The 19,249-nt window shown below is 70.1% G+C and carries 18 protein-coding genes and 1 riboswitch; of the genes, 9 read left to right on the forward strand and 9 right to left on the reverse strand.

The features are described from left to right. The first annotated feature begins 18 nt into the window (after nt 1–18). Nucleotides 19–576 (forward strand): ribosome recycling factor, encoded by a 558-nt coding sequence (frr, locus tag AB5J53_RS34305; protein ID WP_131559753.1) that lies wholly within the window; start codon nt 19–21, stop codon nt 574–576. After that, nucleotides 576–1,703, forward strand: a complete 1,128-nt coding sequence (locus tag AB5J53_RS34310) for a phosphatidate cytidylyltransferase (protein ID WP_369249476.1) — start codon at nt 576–578, stop codon at nt 1,701–1,703. Before frr ends, AB5J53_RS34310 begins: the two co-directional genes overlap by 1 nt. A 359-nt stretch (nt 1,704–2,062) precedes the next feature. On the opposite strand, the gene AB5J53_RS34315 is transcribed toward AB5J53_RS34310, so the two are convergent. Then, on the reverse strand, nt 2,063–2,644 hold the full coding sequence (locus AB5J53_RS34315; protein ID WP_369249477.1) for a hypothetical protein: 582 nt from the start codon (nt 2,642–2,644) through the stop codon (nt 2,063–2,065). Nucleotides 2,645–2,811: 167 nt separating this feature from the next. On the opposite strand from AB5J53_RS34315, the gene AB5J53_RS34320 reads away from it, so the two are divergent. Next, a complete protein-coding gene (locus tag AB5J53_RS34320; RefSeq protein WP_369249478.1) occupies nt 2,812–3,945 on the forward strand; it encodes a winged helix DNA-binding domain-containing protein in 1,134 nt (377 codons plus the stop codon). Between the two features lie 114 nt (nt 3,946–4,059). Here AB5J53_RS34320 and AB5J53_RS34325 read toward each other — a convergent pair whose 3' ends face one another. Then, nucleotides 4,060–4,299, reverse strand: a complete 240-nt coding sequence (locus AB5J53_RS34325) for a hypothetical protein (protein WP_369249479.1) — start codon at nt 4,297–4,299, stop codon at nt 4,060–4,062. Nucleotides 4,300–4,512: 213 nt separating this feature from the next. Here AB5J53_RS34325 and rlmN point away from each other — a divergent pair, with 213 nt between their 5' ends. From rlmN to AB5J53_RS34350, 5 genes are all read left to right on the forward strand, one after another. Continuing rightward, nucleotides 4,513–5,619 carry a 23S rRNA (adenine(2503)-C(2))-methyltransferase RlmN gene (gene rlmN / locus AB5J53_RS34330; RefSeq protein ID WP_369249480.1) on the forward strand — a complete coding sequence of 369 codons (1,107 nt, stop codon included), beginning with the start codon at nt 4,513–4,515 and terminating at the stop codon, nt 5,617–5,619. A gap of 24 nt (nt 5,620–5,643) precedes the next feature. Continuing rightward, nucleotides 5,644–5,749: riboswitch (TPP riboswitch) on the forward strand. A 77-nt stretch (nt 5,750–5,826) separates the two neighbouring features. Then, nucleotides 5,827–6,912, forward strand: a complete 1,086-nt coding sequence (locus AB5J53_RS34335) for a thiamine ABC transporter substrate binding subunit (RefSeq protein WP_369249481.1) — start codon at nt 5,827–5,829, stop codon at nt 6,910–6,912. After that, on the forward strand, nt 6,888–8,567 hold the full coding sequence (locus AB5J53_RS34340; RefSeq protein WP_369252638.1) for an ABC transporter permease: 1,680 nt from the start codon (nt 6,888–6,890) through the stop codon (nt 8,565–8,567). The genes AB5J53_RS34335 and AB5J53_RS34340 overlap by 25 nt, the downstream gene beginning before the upstream one ends. Continuing rightward, nucleotides 8,568–9,602: an ABC transporter ATP-binding protein gene (locus tag AB5J53_RS34345; protein ID WP_369249482.1), complete on the forward strand. Its 1,035-nt coding sequence runs from the start codon at nt 8,568–8,570 to the stop codon at nt 9,600–9,602. It abuts the gene before it with no gap. A 10-nt stretch (nt 9,603–9,612) separates the two neighbouring features. After that, the gene (locus AB5J53_RS34350; protein WP_369249483.1) at nt 9,613–10,413 is read left to right on the forward strand and encodes a maleylpyruvate isomerase family mycothiol-dependent enzyme; all 801 of its coding nucleotides are present in this window, start codon (nt 9,613–9,615) and stop codon (nt 10,411–10,413) included. 60 nt (nt 10,414–10,473) lie between these two features. On the opposite strand, the gene AB5J53_RS34355 is transcribed toward AB5J53_RS34350, so the two are convergent. The 7 genes from AB5J53_RS34355 to AB5J53_RS34385 form a co-directional block, all read right to left on the reverse strand. Continuing rightward, nucleotides 10,474–11,130 carry an LAETG motif-containing sortase-dependent surface protein gene (locus tag AB5J53_RS34355; protein ID WP_369249484.1) on the reverse strand — a complete coding sequence of 219 codons (657 nt, stop codon included), beginning with the start codon at nt 11,128–11,130 and terminating at the stop codon, nt 10,474–10,476. A 178-nt stretch (nt 11,131–11,308) separates the two neighbouring features. Further along, nucleotides 11,309–12,424 (reverse strand): LOG family protein, encoded by a 1,116-nt coding sequence (locus AB5J53_RS34360; protein ID WP_369249485.1) that lies wholly within the window; start codon nt 12,422–12,424, stop codon nt 11,309–11,311. A 106-nt stretch (nt 12,425–12,530) separates the two neighbouring features. Next, nucleotides 12,531–12,938, reverse strand: coding sequence for a VOC family protein (locus AB5J53_RS34365; RefSeq protein ID WP_369249486.1), 408 nt, complete (start codon nt 12,936–12,938; stop codon nt 12,531–12,533). Nucleotides 12,939–13,055: 117 nt separating this feature from the next. Next, nucleotides 13,056–14,756: a hypothetical protein gene (locus AB5J53_RS34370; protein ID WP_369249487.1), complete on the reverse strand. Its 1,701-nt coding sequence runs from the start codon at nt 14,754–14,756 to the stop codon at nt 13,056–13,058. Continuing rightward, entirely contained in the window at nt 14,738–15,475 is a 738-nt protein-coding gene (locus AB5J53_RS34375) for an ABC transporter ATP-binding protein (protein ID WP_369249488.1), read from the reverse strand. The genes AB5J53_RS34370 and AB5J53_RS34375 overlap by 19 nt, the downstream gene beginning before the upstream one ends. Before the next feature lie 233 nt (nt 15,476–15,708). Beyond that, nucleotides 15,709–17,091, reverse strand: coding sequence for an aspartate aminotransferase family protein (locus tag AB5J53_RS34380; RefSeq protein WP_369249489.1), 1,383 nt, complete (start codon nt 17,089–17,091; stop codon nt 15,709–15,711). After that, a complete protein-coding gene (locus AB5J53_RS34385) occupies nt 17,076–17,591 on the reverse strand; it encodes an Lrp/AsnC family transcriptional regulator (RefSeq protein ID WP_369249490.1) in 516 nt (171 codons plus the stop codon). The genes AB5J53_RS34380 and AB5J53_RS34385 overlap by 16 nt, the downstream gene beginning before the upstream one ends. A 188-nt stretch (nt 17,592–17,779) precedes the next feature. On the opposite strand from AB5J53_RS34385, the gene AB5J53_RS34390 reads away from it, so the two are divergent. After that, nucleotides 17,780–19,219, forward strand: a complete 1,440-nt coding sequence (locus tag AB5J53_RS34390; protein WP_369249491.1) for a gamma-aminobutyraldehyde dehydrogenase — start codon at nt 17,780–17,782, stop codon at nt 19,217–19,219. Nucleotides 19,220–19,249 lie beyond the last annotated feature (30 nt).

Raw genomic sequence — 19,249 nt, forward strand, 5'->3', positions numbered from 1 at the left:
GACACGCAGGAGCAAGTGGTGATCGAAGAGACCCTCCTCGAGGCCGAGGAGAAGATGGAGAAGGCCGTCGTGGTCGCCAAGGAGGACTTCGCCGCGATTCGCACCGGTCGTGCGCACCCGGCGATGTTCAACAAGATCGTGGCCGACTACTACGGCGCGCTGACGCCGATCAACCAGCTGGCTTCGTTCTCGGTGCCGGAGCCGCGCATGGCCGTGGTGACCCCGTTCGACAAGAGCGCGCTGCGCAACATCGAGCAGGCGATCCGCGACTCCGACCTGGGCGTCAACCCGAGCAACGACGGCAACATCATCCGAGTGGTGTTCCCCGAGCTGACCGAGGAGCGCCGCAGGGACTACATCAAGGTTGCCAAGACCAAGGGCGAGGACGCCAAGGTCTCGATCCGCTCCGTGCGCCGCAAGGCCAAGGACGCCATCGACAAGCTGATCAAGGACGGCGAGGTCGGCGAGGACGAGGGCCGCCGTGCGGAGAAGGAGCTCGACGACACCACCGCGAAGTACGTCGCTCAGGTGGACGAGCTCCTGAAGCACAAGGAAGCGGAGCTGCTCGAGGTCTGATGAACGACTCTTCCTGGGGGGCGCCGCCACAAGCCGGGTACTGGGGGCCGTCCGAGCAGGGGCCTGTCCAGGGGGCAGCCCCGGCGGGTCCCACGTACGATGCGCATGACGCGCAGCAGACTCGCCCCATGCCCATCGTGCCCGACGTACCCGCACATGGCGGAGACCAGGATGGCGATCGGGGGGCCGCTCGGCTGAGCGGCCCCCTGTTCCGCGACAACTCACCGCCGGCGGCGTCCTACGGGGACGCGTCACAGAAGCCGCAGGAGCCCATGCCCAGCGCCCCACAACCCGCCCCCGCACCGCAGAAGAAGAGTGCGGGACGCGACTTGGGCGCGGCCATAGGAGTGGGGATCGGGCTCGGTGCGGTGATCGTCGCGTCGTTGTTCATCGTCAAGGCCGTCTTCGTCGGAGTGATAGCGGTCGCCGTGGTGGTGGGGCTCTGGGAGCTCACCTCACGGCTGGAGGAGCGCAAGGGCATAAAGGCGCCCCTCGTTCCGCTGGCGCTCGGCGGTGCCGCGATGGTCGTCGCGGGATACGTCCGGGGCGCCGAGGGCGCCTGGGTGGCAATGGCGCTCACCGCGCTTGCCGTCCTGGTCTGGCGCATGACGGAACCGCCCGAGGGCTACCTCAGGGACGTCACGGCGGGGGTCTTCGCGGCCTTCTACGTGCCGTTCCTGGCGACGTTCGTGGCGATGATGCTCACGGCCGACGACGGCCCGCGCCGCGTCCTGACCTTCCTGCTCCTGACGGTCGTCAGCGACACCGGGGCATACGCGATCGGCTGGCGCTTCGGCAAGCACAAGCTGGCGCCGCGCATCAGCCCCGGCAAGACCCGCGAGGGCCTGCTCGGCGCGGTCAGCTTCGCGATGGCGGCGGGTGCGCTGTGCATGCAGTTCCTCATCGACGACGGCACCTGGTGGCAGGGCATGCTCCTCGGCCTCGCGGTCGCGGCCAGCGCCACACTCGGCGACCTCGGCGAGTCCATGATCAAGCGGGACCTGGGCATCAAGGACATGGGCACCTTGCTGCCGGGCCACGGCGGAATCATGGACCGGCTGGACTCGTTGCTTCCTACGGCGCCTGTCGTGTGGCTGCTCCTGGTCATCTTCGTAGGGTCCGGCTGATCCGCGGAGGAACCGGCTGATCTGCGTGAGATCCAGCCGACCTGCGGTCGAGATCGCGCGGTCGGTACGCAGCTGAGATGCGGGTTTGACGGTGGGGGGCTCGTTGTCCACGGGGCGGCGAGTCCCCCACCGTTTGTCTGCGACCTCGGTAGGGCCGTGCCTGAGCGCGGAGAACTGGCAGTGATCCGGCGGCAACAGGTGCCTTACCTGCGTCAGCCGAGGATCAGCGGCCGTTCGTTTTCGCGCTGCTGCTCGGCCTCGATCCATCGCCGCGTACGCGCCAGATCCTGCTCCTTCACGCGCTCCAGGAAGCACGGCAGGTCGAGGCGGGTGAGCGGACGTGGACCGTGTGTTCGAGGCTAGGTCTGTTCGGCCTGGTCGGCGCCGCGGGGTCTGATCGTCGCCGGATCCCAGACGTAGTGCCGGCTGAACGTGACGAGGGCCCGCCATTCCGGTTCGTAGAACCGCGGCTGCACCCATGCGACGGAGCGGCCGCCCGGCCCGTTGAAGTGGGCTCTCAGCCCACCCTCGTGCCAGCGGCCGCTCACGCGGACCTCGACCGCGCGGTGTGGCCAGTAGGAGACCGGCCTGCCGTGGAAGCAGTCGAGCATGTCGCGGCCCGCGATCACCGCGTCGCCGTCCTGCGGCTCGGCCTCGACGGTCGCGGGAACGTGTCGTTCGGTGTACAGCAGGCTCATGCGGTCGGGGTCCCATGCGACCCAGGCCATGCGGATGGTGGGTCGGGGCCAGTCGACGATGACGAGCAGGACGCGACTGCCGTCTGGCCGGTCGCGGTACTCCAGCACCTGGGCCTTCTGCCGCCGGCCTGCCCGCTGGAGCGTCAGCATGAGTCCCGTGCGGGCGAATTCGATGTCTCGCCAGTCCGGCACCTGATCCGGCACCGGGAGGGCGACCTCTTCCGCATCACGCCATTCGCTCATGCGTTCGAATGTAGCGGGACGCGTGGGGCGGCACGAGACCCCATACGGGTTGTCCTGTATCAGCGAACCTTGAGGCCGTGCCATCGAACCTTGACGGACGCGGATTCGTGTCACCGAATTTGGAGCACAGCAGCCGGGGCGCGCGGTGTGGGGCAGAATCCTGCGCTGTGGTGATCAGCGCGCGCGAACTCAACCGAGCGACCCTCAGCCGCCAGCTGCTGCTGGAGCGTGAGCCGCTGACCGTCCCCGACGGTGTGCGGCGCGTGGTCGCACTCCAGGCGCAGCACCCGGCCTCGCCGTACCTCGCACTGTGGAACCGGCTCACCGGGTTCGCTCCCGCCGACCTCGATGCCGCCTTCATCGGGCGTTCGGTGGCCAAGGCGACCCTGATGCGGATCACCCCGCACGCCGTGCACGCCGAGGACTACCCGGCCTTCCGCGCGGCGATGCAGCCCACGCTGTACGCCTCCCGGCTCGGCTTCCGCTTCGCCGCCGCGGGGCTGACCCCGGCGGACGCCGACGAACTGGTGCCGGAGCTGCTGGCCTTTGCCCCCCGGCCGCGCACCTCGGCAGAGATGCAGGCGTGGGTCGAGGAGCGGCTCGGTGCCGAGAAGAAGGAGGGGGCCTGGTGGGGGCTGAAGGCGTACGCGCCGTTGCATCATGCCCCGACGGATGCGCTGTGGTCATTCGGCCTCCGGCCGTCCTTCGTCGCGGCGGGGACGGAGCCCGCCCTCACGGGACGGGCGGTGGAGCCACAAGCGCTGCGGACCCTGATCCTGCGCTACCTGGCGGGGTTCGGGCCTGCGTCGGTGGCGGACGTGGCGCAGTTCGCCATGGTGCAGCGGGCGGCCGTCCGCGAGGCGCTCCGCGCTCTGGACGGCGCCGTCGAGCAGCTCCAGGGGCCGGACGGCGGCACGCTGTTCGACCTCCCGGGTGCCTCCCGGCCGCCCGCGGAAACCCCCGCCCCGCCCCGGCTGATGGCGATGTGGGACAGCGTTCTGCTGGCCTATGCCGACCGTAGCCGGGTGATACCCCCGGCCTACCGCCCCTTGGTGATCCGCAGGAACGGCGACGTACTGCCCACCCTGCTGGTGGACGGCCATGTCGCCGGTGTCTGGCGCCCGGTGGGCGGCGGCATCGAGGCCACGGCCTTCCACCCCCTGCCCTCCGCCGCCTGGGATGGGCTCGCCGCGGAGGCTCAGTCCTTGACGACGCTCCTCGGCGAACGCGAGGCGGCGGTCTACAGCCGCTACGGGCACTGGTGGTCGAAACTCCCCGAAGCCGAGGCGCGGCTGCTGTGACGGTTTTGATGCTCAGACTTCGATGGCACGGACTCAAGGTTCGTTGGCACAGACACGGGTGATGGCACGACGGGGCCCCCGCCTCAACCGCGAGACGGGGGCCTACCCGCCCGACTAGTCCGCCGGGTCCTCCTCTGCCCGCCGTACAGCCTTCTTCACGGCCTGCTCGACCTCGTGGCGGTCCTGCTCGGCCGCCTGTGCGTACTTCGTGATGGCCGCCTGCGCCACCTCGGACGCTTCGCGCCACCGGCGGCACTGCGTCTCGTACTCGTCGCCGGCGAGGCCCGCGCATTTCGCGCGTTCCTCTTCGGCGGAATGTTCCAGCTTGATCAATTCGTCGGGGATGTCTGCCACAATTCGGATCCTAATCTCGTGTGCTCAGTACGCCGACCTTGCGACGTGCCGACCGCGCGGGTGAGACCGCGGGCGGAATCCACGGCGAGCAGACCGTCCTCGCTACGGAGATCGCGAACTGTTCGCGATCTCCGTAGCGAGGGCGGTCTCACACCCTCCCGGCTCCATCGGGGCCCCAGGTCACACAAATCGATCTGCGACACTGGTACAGCCATGCCTAAGCCCGGAGAACTCACTTTCGTCGCCCCGCGCGGAGCCCAGAAGCCGCCGCGGCACCTTGCCGATCTCACGCCCGCCGAGCGTAAAGAGGCGGTTGCCGCGATCGGTGAGAAGCCGTTTCGTGCCAAGCAGCTCTCGCAGCACTACTTCGCGCGGTACGCGCACGACCCCGCCGAGTGGACGGACATCCCGGCCGCCTCGCGCGGCAAGCTCCAGGAGGCGTTGCTCCCCGAGCTGATGACGGTCGTGCGGCATCTGTCGACCGACCAGGACACGACCCGAAAGACCCTGTGGCGGCTCTTCGACGGCACACTCGTCGAATCCGTGCTGATGCGCTACCCGGACCGGGTGACCATGTGCATCAGCTCGCAGGCCGGGTGCGGGATGAACTGCCCCTTCTGTGCCACGGGGCAGGCCGGGCTCGACCGGAACCTGTCGACCGGTGAGATCGTGCACCAGATCGTGGACGGGATGCGCGCCCTCAGGGACGGCGAGATCCCGGGTGGTCCGGCGCGGCTGAGCAACATCGTCTTCATGGGCATGGGCGAGCCGCTCGCCAACTACAAGAGGGTGGTGGGTGCTATTCGTGCGCTCACCGATCCCGAGCCCGACGGGCTGGGGCTGTCGCAGCGCGGGATCACCGTGTCCACCGTGGGGCTCGTCCCCGCGATCCACCGGTTCTGTGACGAGGGCTTCAAGTGCCGCCTCGCCATCTCCCTGCACGCGCCGGACGACGAACTGCGCGACACGCTCGTACCGGTCAATACGCGGTGGAAGGTGCGGGAAGTTCTCGACGCGGGCTGGGAGTACGCCGCCAAGTCCGGGCGTCGGCTGTCCATCGAGTACGCCCTCATCCGGGACATCAACGACCAGGCGTGGCGCGGTGACCGGCTCGGGCGGCTGCTCAAGGGCAAGCCGGTGCACGTCAACCTCATCCCGTTGAACCCGACTCCGGGTTCGAAGTGGACCGCATCGCGGCCCGAGGACGAGAAGGCGTTCGTCGAGGCGATCGCGGCCCACGGGGTGCCGGTGACCATCCGGGACACCCGGGGCCAGGAGATCGACGGGGCGTGCGGTCAGCTCGCCGCCACCGAGCGGTAACCTGTCCTGCGTACGTACATCTTCATATTCCGACAGGGGAGCGCCACAGCGCTGAGAGTGCGGGAGAGACCGCAGACCCTCTGAACCTTGCCCAGGTCATTCTGGGTAGGAAGTTCGGTCACCACTCAAGCTGTTGCGCCCTGCCCGGGAACTGTCAGAGGTCCCGGGCAGGGCCGCGTCTCTTCCTGGTCAGCCAGGAGGAAATCAGTGAGCACCACCAAGAAGTTCGCGTCCGTGGCCGTCGGCCTGGGCCTGGTCACGCTGCCCGTACTGACGGCGTGCGGGTCCACCGACAGCGGCGGCTCCGCGGACTCCAAGACCGTGACGCTCGTCAGCCACGACTCGTGGGCCGTGTCCAAGAGCGTGCTCAAGGACTTCGAGAAGCAGTCCGGCTACACGGTCAAGGTCCTGAAGGACGGCGACGCCGGGCAGGCCGTCAACAAGGCGATCCTCACCAAGGACAACCCCCAGGGCGACGTCTTCTTCGGCGTCGACAACACCCTGCTGTCCCGCGCGCTCGACAACGGGCTCTTCCAGTCCTACGAGGCCAGGGGCGCCGACCAGATCCTGCCCGAGTACCGGGTCGACCAGGACAAGCACCGCGTCACGCCCATCGACTCGGGCGACATATGCGTCAACTACGACAAGGCCTACTTCAGCGAGCACAAGCTGACGCCGCCGCAGTCCTTCGACGACCTGATCAAGCCCGAGTACAAGAACCTCCTCGTCACCGAGAACGCCTCCACATCCTCGCCCGGCCTGGGCTTCCTGCTCGGGACCGCAGCGAAGTACGGCGATGGGGGCTGGCAGGACTACTGGAAGAAGCTCAAGGCCAACGGCGTCAAGGTCGTCGACGGCTGGGAGCAGGCCTACAACGACGAGTTCTCCGGGTCCGCCGGCGGCAAGAAGGCCAAGGCCGACCGGCCGCTCGTCGTCTCGTACGCCTCCTCGCCGCCCGCCGAGGTCATCTACGCCGACCCGAAGCCGACGACCGCGCCGACCGGCGTCGTGAACGGCACCTGCTTCCGGCAGGTGGAGTACGCGGGGCTGTTGAGCAACGCGAAGAACACCAAGGGCGGCAAGGCGCTCCTCGACTTCCTGGTCACCAAGGAGTTCCAGCAGGACATGCCGCTGAACATGTTCGTGTACCCGGTGGTCAAGGGTGCCGTGGTGCCCGCCGAGTTCACCAAGTTCGGCCCCCAGGCCAAGGATCCCGAGACCATGGCCCCGGCCAAGATCGCCGACAATCGTGACCAGTGGGTCAAGTCGTGGACCTCGCTCGTACTGAAGTAGCCCCGCCGAAGGCCCGGAAGGGGAGCGCGGCGCGGCTCGGGCTCATGGCCCTGCCCGTCGCGTTCTTCGCGGTCTTCTTCGCCTACCCCGTCGCCGCGATCGTGGCCCGCGGCCTCGAGGTCGACGGGGCCTGGCAGTTGGGGCGGATCGGCGAGGTGCTCGCGCAGTCGGACATCCGGCACGTGCTGTGGTTCACCACGTGGCAGGCGCTCGTCTCGACGGCGCTCACGCTGCTGATCGCGCTCCCCGGCGCGTATGTTTTCGCGCGCTTCGATTTCAGGGGCAAGCAGGTCCTGCGCGCGGTCGTGACCGTGCCCTTCGTGCTGCCCACCGTCGTTGTCGGTACGGCCTTTCTGGCGCTCGTCGGCCGCGGCGGACTCCTGGACGAGCTGTGGGGCGTACGGCTCGACACCACCGTCTGGGCGATCCTGCTCGCGCATGTCTTCTTCAACTACGCGGTCGTCGTACGGACGGTCGGCGGGCTCTGGTCGCAACTCGACCCGCGCCAGGAGGAGGCCGCCCGGATGCTCGGCGCCTCCCGGTTCGCGGCCTGGCGCAAGGTGACGCTGCCGGCCCTGAGCCCGGCCGTGGCCGCCGCGGCGCTCATGGTCTTCCTCTTCACCTTCACCTCCTTCGGCGTGGTGCAGATCCTCGGCGGCCCCACCTTCTCGACGCTCGAAGTCGAGATCTACCGGCAGACCTCGGAGATCTTCGACCTGGCGACGGCGGCGGTGCTGACGATGATCCAGTTCGTGGCGGTGGGCGCGATCCTCGCCGTGCACGCCCGGACCGTACGCCGCCGGGAGACCGCCCTGCGCCTGGTGGCCCCGGAGGCGACCGCGCGCCGGCCGCGCGGGGCCGGGCAGTGGGCACTGCTGGCGGGGGTGCTGGCGAGCATCGCGGTCCTCCTCGTGCTTCCGCTCGGCGTGCTGGTCCAGCGTTCCTTCGACGCTCCCGACGGCTACGGGTTCGCGTACTACAAGGCGCTGACCTCGGCCGACGGAGGCATCTTCCTTGTCGCGCCGATCGAGGCGATCGGCAACTCGCTGGAGTACGCGCTCGCCGCCACCGCCATCGCCGTATTGATCGGGGGACTGGCGGCCGCGGCCCTCACTCGCCGCAACACCGGTCGTCTCGTACGAGGCTTCGACGCGCTGCTGATGCTGCCGCTCGGCGTCTCCGCGGTGACCGTCGGCTTCGGGTTCCTGATCGCACTGGACAAGCCCCCACTGGATCTGCGGGCGTCCTGGATCCTGGTGCCGCTCGCGCAAGCCCTGGTGGGCGTCCCCTTCGTCGTACGGACGATGCTGCCCGTGCTGAGGGCGGTTGACGGGCGGCTGCGGGAGGCGGCGGCCGTGCTCGGGGCGTCGCCGTGGCGGGTGTGGCGCGAGATCGATCTGCCGATGGTGCGGCGGGCGCTGCTGATCGCGGCCGGGTTCGCCTTCGCCGTGTCGCTCGGCGAGTTCGGGGCGACCGTCTTCATCGCACGACCCGACAATCCGACGCTGCCGGTCGCCGTGGCCCGGCTGCTCGGGCGGGCCGGCGACCTCAACTACGGCCAGGCGATGGCCCTTTCGACGATCTTGATGGTGGTGTGCGCGGTGGCGCTGCTGGTATTGGAGCGCGTACGGAGCGACCGGACCGGGGAGTTCTAGATGCTGCTGAGCCTGGAAGGCGCGACCGTACGCTTCGGCGGGCGGCCGGTGCTCGACGCCGTCGACCTCGATGTCGCCCAGCACGAGATCGTCTGCGTGCTCGGGCCGAGCGGCAGTGGCAAGTCCACGCTGCTGCGGGCGGTGGCCGGATTGCAGTCGCTCGACGCGGGCCGTGTGGTACTGGGCGGGCGCGACCAGGCGGGGGTGCCGGCGCACAAGCGGGGCGTCGGCCTGATGTTCCAGGACCACCAGCTCTTCCCGCAGCGTGACGTGGGCGGCAATGTGGCCTTCGGGTTGCGGAGGCATGGAGCTGCGAAGGGGCAACAGGCTCTGGAAGTAAAGGAGTTGCTGGAGCTCGTCGGGCTTCCTGGTGCCGAGCGGCGGGCTGTCGCGGAACTCTCCGGCGGCGAGCAGCAGCGGGTCGCGCTGGCCCGTGCGCTCGCGCCCCGACCGCGCCTGCTGATGCTCGACGAACCGCTCGGCCAGCTGGACCGCTCCCTGCGCGAACGGCTCGTCGTGGAACTCCGGGGGCTCTTCGGCGAGTTGGGCACGACCGTGCTCGCCGTCACGCACGACCAGGGCGAGGCCTTCGCGCTCGCCGACCGGGTCGTGGTGATGCGGGACGGGCGGATCGCCCAGTCCGGTACGCCACTTGAGGTCTGGCAGCGCCCCGCGGACGAGTTCGTGGCCCGCTTCCTCGGCTTCGACAACGTGGTCGAGGCGACGGTGGGCGGGGAGGCCGCGGACACCCCGTGGGGGAAGGTTCCGGTGCCGGAGGGCGCCCCCCAGGGGCCGGGCACAGTCCTCGTACGGCCCGCCGGCGTACGGCTCGTGGCCGCGGCGGACGGGCTGCGCTGCACGGTTGCCGCGCGCACCTTCCGGGGCACCCACGTCGCCGTACATCTGCAGCCCCAGGACGCGCCCCGGCTGGAAGCGGCGTGCGCGCTGCGGGACGCGCCGGAGCCCGGGGACGAGGTCGGCGTGGAGTTCGACGCAGCCGAAATTGTCGTACTCGGGGAGCCCTCTGCCGCATAAGGTGCGGATCATGACGCTACTCGGACACGACCGCTACTGCGACGCGATCGAGCTGCAGGTACGGCAGCTGAGGGACGTGGTGGCCGCGGGCGCCGCCGACCTGTCCGCCACCGTGCCGACCTGCCCCGAGTGGTCGCTGGAGCAGCTCGTGCGACACACGGGCGGGGCGCTGCGCTGGGTCGAATTCATCGTCCGCACGCGGGCGCAGGAGAACGTCCCCGAGGACAGGATTCCGCTCGTCGGCGGTCCGGAGGCCGAAGGCGACCCCGCGGCTCTGGACGCCTGGCTCGCGGAGACGGGCGAGATGCTCGTCGGCACGCTGCGGGAGGCGGGGCCCGACACGCGGGTGTGGGCGTGGGCCGGGGTCCTCAACTCCGGGTTCTGGGCGCGCCGGATGACGCACGAGCTGGCGATCCATCGCGCGGACGCGACGCTGGCCGCTGGACTGCCGTACGAGGTCGACGCCGACGTGGCCGCGGACGCGATCGACGAGTGGCTCGGGATCGTCGAGTTCGTGCAGCGGACCCAGCCGCACGACGCGGCGGCCGAACTGCGCGGCCCGGGCCGCAGCATCCACCTCCACGCCACTGACACCACACCCGAGCTGAATGCCGAGTGGGTCGTCGAGCTCACCGAGAAGGGCGTCGCCTGGCGCCGGGGCCACGAGAAGGCGACCGTCGCGCTGCGCGGCCCGCTCACCGACGTACTGCTCGGCTTCTATCGCCGACTGCCCCTGGACGGCGGGCAGTTGGAGGTGTTGGGGGAGCGAGAGCTGTTGGACTTCTGGCTGCAGCGGGCGACGTTCGGGTAGCCGTACGCGAATGGCCCGCCCCCTGGGGGACGGGCCACGCGTGCATGCGGTGTGTGCGGGTCAGTTGGCCTTCGACGCGCCACGGCGGCGCATACCGAAGAACACCGCTCCGCCGCCCACCACGACGAGCGCACCGGCGATGCCGGCGATCATCGGGGTGTTGGAGTTCGCACCGGTCTCGGCGAGGTTGGAGTCACCGGCCGCGGGAGACGGGGAGTTGTCGCCCGTCGTCGCGGGGGCGGTGGTGCTCTCGGAGGCCGACGGGGCCGGCGTGTCCGAGGGGGTCTCCGACGGCGAGGGGGTCTCCGACGGCTTCGGGGTCTCCGAAGGCTTCGGCGTCTCGGTGGACTTGCACGCCTCGGACGGCGCGGTCAGGTCCGGCGAGATGTCCTCGTCGACGATGTTCCCGGCCTTGATGTGCACGCGGTACTGGGCGTTCGGGGCCCAGTCTTCCGAGAACGTGACGGTCGCGCCCTCGCGGGTGCCGGTCACCGTCTGCTCGCCGATCTTCTTCGCGTCGGCGCCGTTGGACTCGAGGAAGACCGAGACGATGGCGTCCCGGCCCGAGGAGTCCGTGTCGGTCACGGTGATGATGCCCTTCCCGTTGTCGTCGCAGGAGGCGACGGCCGAGAAGTCACGGATGTTGCAAGCAAGTGCGTTGCCCGCGACGCCGAGCGCGAGCGCGGCCGAGGCGGAGGCAACACCGAGGATTCGCACGGTACGTGCGGTACGGCGAGATATGGACACGATTGCCCTTCACAGAATGCGCAACTGCGGGGGGTGGGCGGGGGTCCTGCTGCGACAACAGCACCCCCAGGAGTCTCACAGGTTTATAAGCGCCGCCTAAGGACTGTCAATGCATATGCCCTGCACGACCGTTGGCTTTGCCTTGTCATTAACCTCCGAGACGTTTGAGCGCCTCCGGAGCGTCCTCGATCCGGTCAACCAGGGCGATTCGAGACTCCATGGAACGCTCCCGGGCCAGCGACTGGAGAAGCGGCCACGTGGGATGTTTTTCGGTCCAATGCGCTCGGTTCACCAGGACCATGGGGGTGGGTTCGCCACGGGACTCGTAGTAGTTGGGGGTCGCGTTGTCGAATATCTCCTGTACGGTCCCGGCGGCGCCCGGCAGGAAGACGACGCCCGCGTTCGAGCGGGCCAGCAGGCCGTCCTCGCGGGTCGCGTTGGCGAAGTACTTGGCGATGTGCTCGGCGAAGGCGTTCGGCGGCTCGTGACCGTAGAACCAGGTGGGGATGCCGACCGAGGGACCACCGGAGGGCCAGCGCTCCCGTACGTCGAAGGCGGCGCGTGCCCAGTCGGTCACCGAGGGGGCGAACGACGGTGCCTTGGCGAGGATGTGGAGGGACTCGGTGAGCATCTCGTCCTCGAAGGGCGCCGCGTACGCGCCGAGGTTCGCCGCCTCCATCGCGCCCGGGCCGCCGCCGGTGGCGACCGTGAAACCGGCGCGCGCCAGCTCGCGGCCGAGGCGGGCGGCACCCTCGTACGCCTGTGTGCCGCGCGCCATCGCGTGGCCGCCCATCACGCCGACCACCCGGGCGCCGATGAGGAGTTCGTCGAGCGCGTCCGAGACGGAGTCGTCGTGGATCGCGCGCAGCATCGACGCGAATATGTCCCCGTCGGCCTTGGTCTGCTGGAACCAGGCGTACGCGCGGGCGTCCGGCGTCGCCTCGTAGCCCGCGTCGAGGGATTCGAAGAGCTCGTCGGGGGAGTAGAGCAGGCCCCGGTACGGGTCGAAGGGCAGTCCTGGCACGGGCGGGAAGACCAGCGCGCCCGCGGCCCTGACCTTCGCCGCTGCCTCGGGGTCCATCGGGCAGCCGAGGAAGACCGCGCCCGCGGTGTTCACGGACAGCAGCTCGGCTGTACGGTCCGTCAGATCTACTGCCTGGACACGGAATTGGGCGAGCGAGCCGCCCGCCGAGACGACCTCGTCGAATTCGGCGAGGGACTCGATCTCACGGTCGTGGGATGCGTGGAGAGGTGTCGGCTGCACCCGCCCATGCTAGGCGCGGCGCCCGACGCGGACGCGCGGACCCCCGTACCGCGCGCCCGGCCGGGCCCCGCGCCCGCGCCGCGCCCCGTACCGTGCCGGCCGGGGATCAGCCCTGGACCGCCGCCGGGTCCATCCACATGACCTCCCAGGTGTGGCCGTCCGGGTCGTCGAAGGCGCGGCCGTACATGAAGCCGTGGTCCTGGGTCTCGCCGGTGGCCGTGCCGCCCGCCGCGATCGCGCCGTCGACCAGTTCGTCGACCTTCTCGCGGCTCTCGGCGCTCAGACACAGCAGCACCTCGCTGGTCTTCGTCGCGTCCGCGATCGGCTTCTTGGTGAAGTCCGCGTAGCGCTGCTTGCTCAGCATCATCGCGATGATCGTGTCGCTGATCACCACGCAGGCGCAGTCGTCCGTCGTGAACTGCGGGTTGATCGTGTAGCCGAGCTCCGTGAAGAACTTCTTCGAGGTGTCGACGTCGGCCACGGGCAGGTTCACGAAGATCATCTGCTGGTACATCTGAGGTCTCCCGTCGGTGATGTGCTGTTCGGAGGGGTAGACCGGGGGTCCCCGCGGAACTCATCGCTCGGAGCGAGTTTTTCGTACCCGGTTCGGCGGACTCTTCTCGTACGAGGTTCAGTTGACCAGGGGAAGCGCGGCCAGCTCGGCGACCGCCCAGGTCAGCGGGCCGAACAGGGCGAGCAGCGCGCCCACGCGCAGAGCCACGGCGCCACGGAGCATCGTGGTGGGCGCCCCGAGCCGCAGCAGTGCCGCCGTGGTGTCCGCGCGCGCCTGCTTCGCCTCGACGGCGGCCGTGAGCAGGGTCAGCAGCGTGCACCCCGCGACCAGCAGGGCGCCGAGGGTGGTCAGCGGCCCGAAGTCGGGGCGCGCGCCCGTGTACAGCGTCGCCATGGCGTAGCCGCCCGACGCCACCGCGCACACCACGCCGAGCGGCTGCCCGATGCGCCGTGACTCCGCCTGCAGCACCCGCCCGGCGAGCAGTCGCAGCGCGCCCGGCCGTACGGCCTGGAGCAGCCGTCCGCACAGATACGTGATCGCCGGCCCCGCCAGTGCCAGGCCGACCGCTGTCAGCACCCAGCCGACCAGGACCCCGCCCGGACCGCCCACGAAACCGCCGGGCAGCGCGAGCCCGGGAGCCGGGCGGCCCGAGCGGCTCGCGTACGTCTCCACGGCGAGGCCTGCCGCGAGCGCGGCCGCGCCCCAGGGGAGGCCGCTCGGGGTGGACTCCGGGGGTGGGAGCCGGCGGGGGTCCGGCTCGGGGGCGGTGCGCCGGCCCGCGTGCACGGGGCGGCCGAACGCGTCGGATACGTCGTACGGGGTCGGGTCGCCGGACCGGTCGGCGGCGGCCGTGTGCCGGTGTGCGAGGGCGTCCGGGCGGACGCCGGAGGAGTCGTCCTGGTGGGCGTCTCCCGCGGCGTACGCCTCCGCTGTCCAGTGGAAGTCGGAGCGGTCGAGGGCGGCGGCGTCGCCATCGGTGCCGGACAGGTCGCGGGTGCCGGTGCCCTGGCTTCGGTGGGCCTCGCCACCGGCGTACGCAGCCGCGTCCTCGTGGACTCCGTGGCCCTCGCGCCCGTGCGCGTCGGAGCGCGCGCCCGGAGCCCCGACGGCGTCACTGCCGCCGTACGCACCCGCGTGCACGTGGCCGTCGGCGACAGCGGCCGCCTCGGCGGGACCGGACGCGCCGCGACCGCCGCCCGCGTGGCGCCCGCCCTGCCTGGCCCCGCGTCCGGTGGCATGGCGCGTCGCGCTCTGCCGTGCCGTGAGCCAGGTGCGGCCGTACGACCACACGGCGCCCTGCGGCTTCCCGCCCCGCGGCCGCAGGACCAGCGCCACCGTCACGGAGGCCGCGATCGGGACCAGGGTGAGCAGGGTGAGCGCCGCCGGCAGGGGAAGGGACTGGTCGGCGGCGAGGAACTCCGCCGCCGCGCCGTCGAACGGCATGCCCGTCAGATCGCCGCGCAGATGCAGGAAGAAGAGCAGGGCCAGCAGCGAGCCCAGGGTGGTGGAGAGGGCCGTGGTGACCGCGGAGACGGCCATCAGGCGGCCCGGGCCGAGGCCGATGGCCGAGAGGCCGGGGCGGGGGCGGGTACCTGGGTCGGTGCGGGCGACCGCTACCGCGAAGTACACCGTGGCGGCGAGCGGGGCGACGCACCACGCCAGGCGCAGGACGCTGGCGGCCGAGGCGTCCGGATGCGCCATCGCGTATCCCAGCGTGCACAGCAGCAGGAAGCCGGTGCCCCCGGACGCGGCGGCGACCAGGAGCCGGCGGAGCTGGACGAGGGGCTGGGCCCCGCGGGCTAGGCGGAGAGCGAGCACGCGGCCCGGCCTTCCGTCTCCGCGACCGGGGGCAGGTGGACGGTGTTCACGCGTCGTCCGTCGAGCAGTGACACCGTGCGGTCGGCGAGCGCCGCGGTGTCCGCGTCGTGCGTGGCGAGGACGACCGTGATGCCGTGCGAGCGTGCCGCCGTGGTGAGCGTGCGCAGCACATGGGCACGGTCGGCGCGGTGCAGCGGGGCGGTCGGCTCGTCGGCGAAGAGCACGGTCGGGGAGGGGACCAGGGCGCGGGCGATGGCGACGCGCTGCCGCTCGGCCTGCAGCAGGGCGTGCGGGCGCTTGCGGGCGCAGCCGCCGATGTCGAGGCGCTCCAGCCACTCGAGCGCCGCGGTCTTGGCGGCGCGGCGTGCGCAGCCGCGCAGCATCAGCGGCAGCGCGGCGTTCTCCCAGGCGTTCAGCTCGGGGACCAGGACCGGGGCCGGGTCGATCCAGCCGAAGCGGTCGCGGCGCAGCCGTTCGCGGGTGAGCGGGCCCATGGTGTGCACGGGTGTGCTGTTGAACCAGACCTCGCCCTGCTGGGGCAGCAGCTGGCCCGACAGGCACTGGAGCAGGGTCGTCTTGCCGCTGCCGCGCGGGCCTCCGACAGCCAGGATCTCGCCGTCGCGGATGCCGAGCGAGACACCACTGAGCGCGGGCGAGCCGTTGTGCTTGACGTGCAGAGCGCGTGCCCAGAGCACGTCGTTGTCCGGCGGGGCCACCATCGCGTACACCTCGGTTCAGATCTGATTTGCGCTGCCCGAGCGGCCTCGGAAAGGTCGCTCAGTCCCCCGGTCGGGGGAACGAAGGCAGGGCCGATCGGTCACTGCGCACGCTAGGGAGTCGGGGCCGGGAGGCCGGACAGCACGCGGCCCCGGGCCGCCCATTCTCACTCGAACGGGCGGCACCGGGGCGGTGTTGATCAGTCGGACGAAAGAGCGGAGCTTCCTGGAGCGGACTACAGCTTCGTCCACGCCTCCGTCAGCACCTGACGGATGATCCCCTCGATCTCGTCGAAGGTCGACTGGTCGGAGATCAGCGGCGGCGACAGCTGGATGACCGGGTCACCGCGGTCGTCGGCGCGGCAGTAGAGGCCGTACTCGAAGAGCTTCTTGGAGACGAAGCCGTAGAGCACGCGCTCCGACTCCTCGTCCGTGAAGGTCTCCTTGGTGGCCTTGTCCTTCACCAGCTCGATGCCGTAGAAGAAGCCATTGCCGCGGACGTCGCCGACGATCGGCAGGTCGTGCAGCTTCTGCAGCGTGGAGAGGAAGGCGCCCTCGTTGTCCAGCACGTGCTGGTTGAGGCCCTCGCGCTCGAAGATGTCGAGGTTGGTGAGCGCCACGGCCGCGGAGACCGGGTGGCCGCCGAAGGTGTAGCCGTGCAGGAAGGTGTTGTCGCCCTTGTAGAACGGCTCGGCGATGCGGTCCGAGACGATGGTGGCACCGATCGGGGAGTAGCCCGAGGTCATGCCCTTGGCGCAGGTGATGATGTCCGGGATGTAGCCGAACTTGTCGCAGGCGAACATCGTGCCGAGGCGGCCGAAGGCGCAGATGACCTCGTCCGAGACGAGCAGCACGTCGTACTGGTCGCAGATCTCGCGCACGCGCTGGAAGTAGCCGGGCGGCGGCGGGAAGCAGCCACCGGCGTTCTGCACCGGCTCGAGGAAGACCGCGGCGACGGTCTCCGGGCCCTCGAAGAGGATCTCCTGCTCGATCTGGTCGGCGGCCCAGCGGCCGAAGGCCTCCGGGTCGTCGCCGTGGATCGGGGCGCGGTAGATGTTCGTGTTCGGCACCTTGTGCGCGCCCGGGACGAGCGGCTCGAAGGGGGCCTTCAGGGCCGGCAGGCCGGTGATGGACAGGGCGCCCTGCGGGGTGCCGTGGTAGGCGACCGCGCGCGAGATGACCTTGTACTTCGTGTGGTTGCCGGTGAGCTTGTGGTACTGCTTCGCCAGCTTCCACGCGGTCTCGACGGCCTCGCCACCGCCCGTGGAGAAGAACACCTTGTTCAGGTCGCCCGGCGCGTAGTGCGCGAGGCGCTCGGCGAGTTCGACGGCCTTCGGGTGGGCGTAGGACCAGATCGGGAAGAAGGCCAGCTCCTGCGCCTGCTTGAACGCCGTCTCCGCGAGTTCGGTGCGGCCGTGGCCCGCCTGGACCACGAACAGGCCCGCGAGACCGTCGAGGTAGCGCTTGCCCTTGTCGTCGTAGATGTAGGTGCCCTCACCACGGACGATGGTGGGAACGGGCGCGTTCTCGTACGAGGACATGCGGGTGAAGTGCATCCACAAGTGGTCGTACGCGGTCTTGCTGAGGTCCTTGGTGCTCACGGCTATCGGGTTCCCCACATGTAGGTCTGCTTCTTGAGCTTCAGGTAGACGAAGCTCTCGGTGGAGCGCACACCGGGCAGGGCCCGGATGCGTTTGTTGATGACGTCCAGCAGGTGGTCGTCGTCCTCGCAGACGATCTCGGCGAGGATGTCGAACGAGCCCGCGGTCATCACCACGTACTCGACTTCCGACATGGCAGTCAGCGCTTCGGCCACCGGGTCGAGGTCGCCCTCGACATTGATGCCCACCATCGCCTGCCTGCGGAAACCCACGGTGAGCGGGTCCGTGACGGCGACGATCTGCATCACGCCCTGGTCGAGCAGCTTCTGGACGCGCTGGCGCACGGCCGCCTCGGAGAGGCCGACGGCCTTGCCGATCGCGGCGTACGGACGGCGTCCGTCCTGCTGCAGCTGCTCGATGATGGCGAGGGAGACGGCGTCCAACTGGGGACCGCCGTTCCTGGACTCGCGGGAGTCCCTGGGGTCTGCGCTTCGACTGGCCACGACCTCACTGTGCACGACGTCTCGATAGTTCCGCAAGGCCGTAGCGATGAAATTCGTTGTTTACGAGTACGTGTCTTGCGGATTTCGCAGTTCTGGGGTGATCGGGGGTGTTGAAAACGTGGGAGCACGGATTAGGGTGGGGTCTCAGGCATCTCAGGTAGTGGACACCTGAGTCGTTGGACATCCGACAGGAGGGCCGGGCAGTGAGCACCGAGCTGCGTCGTCTGCGCAATTACATCGACGGAGAGTTCCGCGATGCCGCCGATGGACGGACCACGGAGGTGGTCAATCCCGCGACCGGCGAGGCGTACGCGACCGCGCCGCTCTCCGGACAGGCGGACGTCGACGCCGCGATGGCGGCCGCCGCCTCGGCCTTCCCGGCCTGGCGCGACCAGACCCCGGCCGAGCGCCAGAAGGCCCTCCTGAAGATCGCGGACGCGTTCGAGGAGCGGGCCGAGGAGCTCATCGCGGCCGAGGTGGAGAACACCGGCAAGCCGATCGGGCTGACCCGGTCCGAGGAAATCCCGCCGATGGTGGACCAGATCCGCTTCTTCGCGGGCGCCGCCCGCATGCTCGAGGGCCGCTCGGCCGGCGAGTACATGGAGGGCATGACCTCGATCGTCCGCCGCGAGCCGATCGGCGTCTGCGCCCAGGTCGCGCCGTGGAACTACCCGATGATGATGGCCGTATGGAAGTTCGCCCCGGCGCTGGCCGCGGGCAACACGGTCGTCCTGAAGCCGTCGGACACCACCCCGGCCTCCACCGTCCTGATCGCCGACATCATCGGCGGCATCCTCCCCAAGGGCGTCTTCAACGTCATCTGCGGCGACCGCGACACCGGCCGCGCGATGGTCGAGCACCCGACCCCGGCGATGGCGTCCATCACCGGCTCGGTGCGCGCGGGCATGTCGGTCGCCGAGTCGGCGTCCAAGGACCTCAAGCGCGTCCACCTGGAGCTGGGCGGCAAGGCCCCGGTCGTCGTCTTCGAGGACACCGACATCGCCAAGGCCGTCGAGGACATCTCGGTGGCGGGCTTCTTCAACGCGGGCCAGGACTGTACGGCCGCCACCCGCGTCCTGGTCCAGGAGTCCATCCACGACGAGTTCGTCGCCGCGCTCGCCAAGGCCGCCGCCGACACCAAGACCGGCCAGCCGGACGACGAGGACGTGCTCTACGGCCCGCTGAACAACCCGAACCAGCTCAAGCAGGTGACCGGGTTCATCGAGCGGCTGCCCGCCCACGCGAAGGTGGAGTCCGGTGGCCACCGGGTCGGTGAGAAGGGCTACTTCTACGCGCCGACCGTCGTCTCCGGCCTCAAGCAGGACGACGAGATCATCCAGAACGAGGTCTTCGGCCCGGTCATCACCGTCCAGTCCTTCACGGACGAGGCCCAGGCCATCGAGTGGGCCAACGGCGTCGACTACGCCCTCGCCTCCTCGGTGTGGACCAAGGACCACGGGCGCGCGATGCGCCTGTCGAAGTCGCTCGACTTCGGCTGCGTGTGGATCAACACCCACATCCCGCTGGTCGCCGAGATGCCGCACGGCGGCTTCAAGAAGTCCGGCTACGGCAAGGACCTGTCGGCGTACGGCTTCGACGACTACACGCGCATCAAGCACGTGATGACGTCGCTGGACGCGTAGTCCGTACGGCGTGCACCGCGCGGCCCCGGA

The organism is Streptomyces sp. R41, assembly GCF_041053055.1.
Classification (GTDB): domain Bacteria; phylum Actinomycetota; class Actinomycetes; order Streptomycetales; family Streptomycetaceae; genus Streptomyces.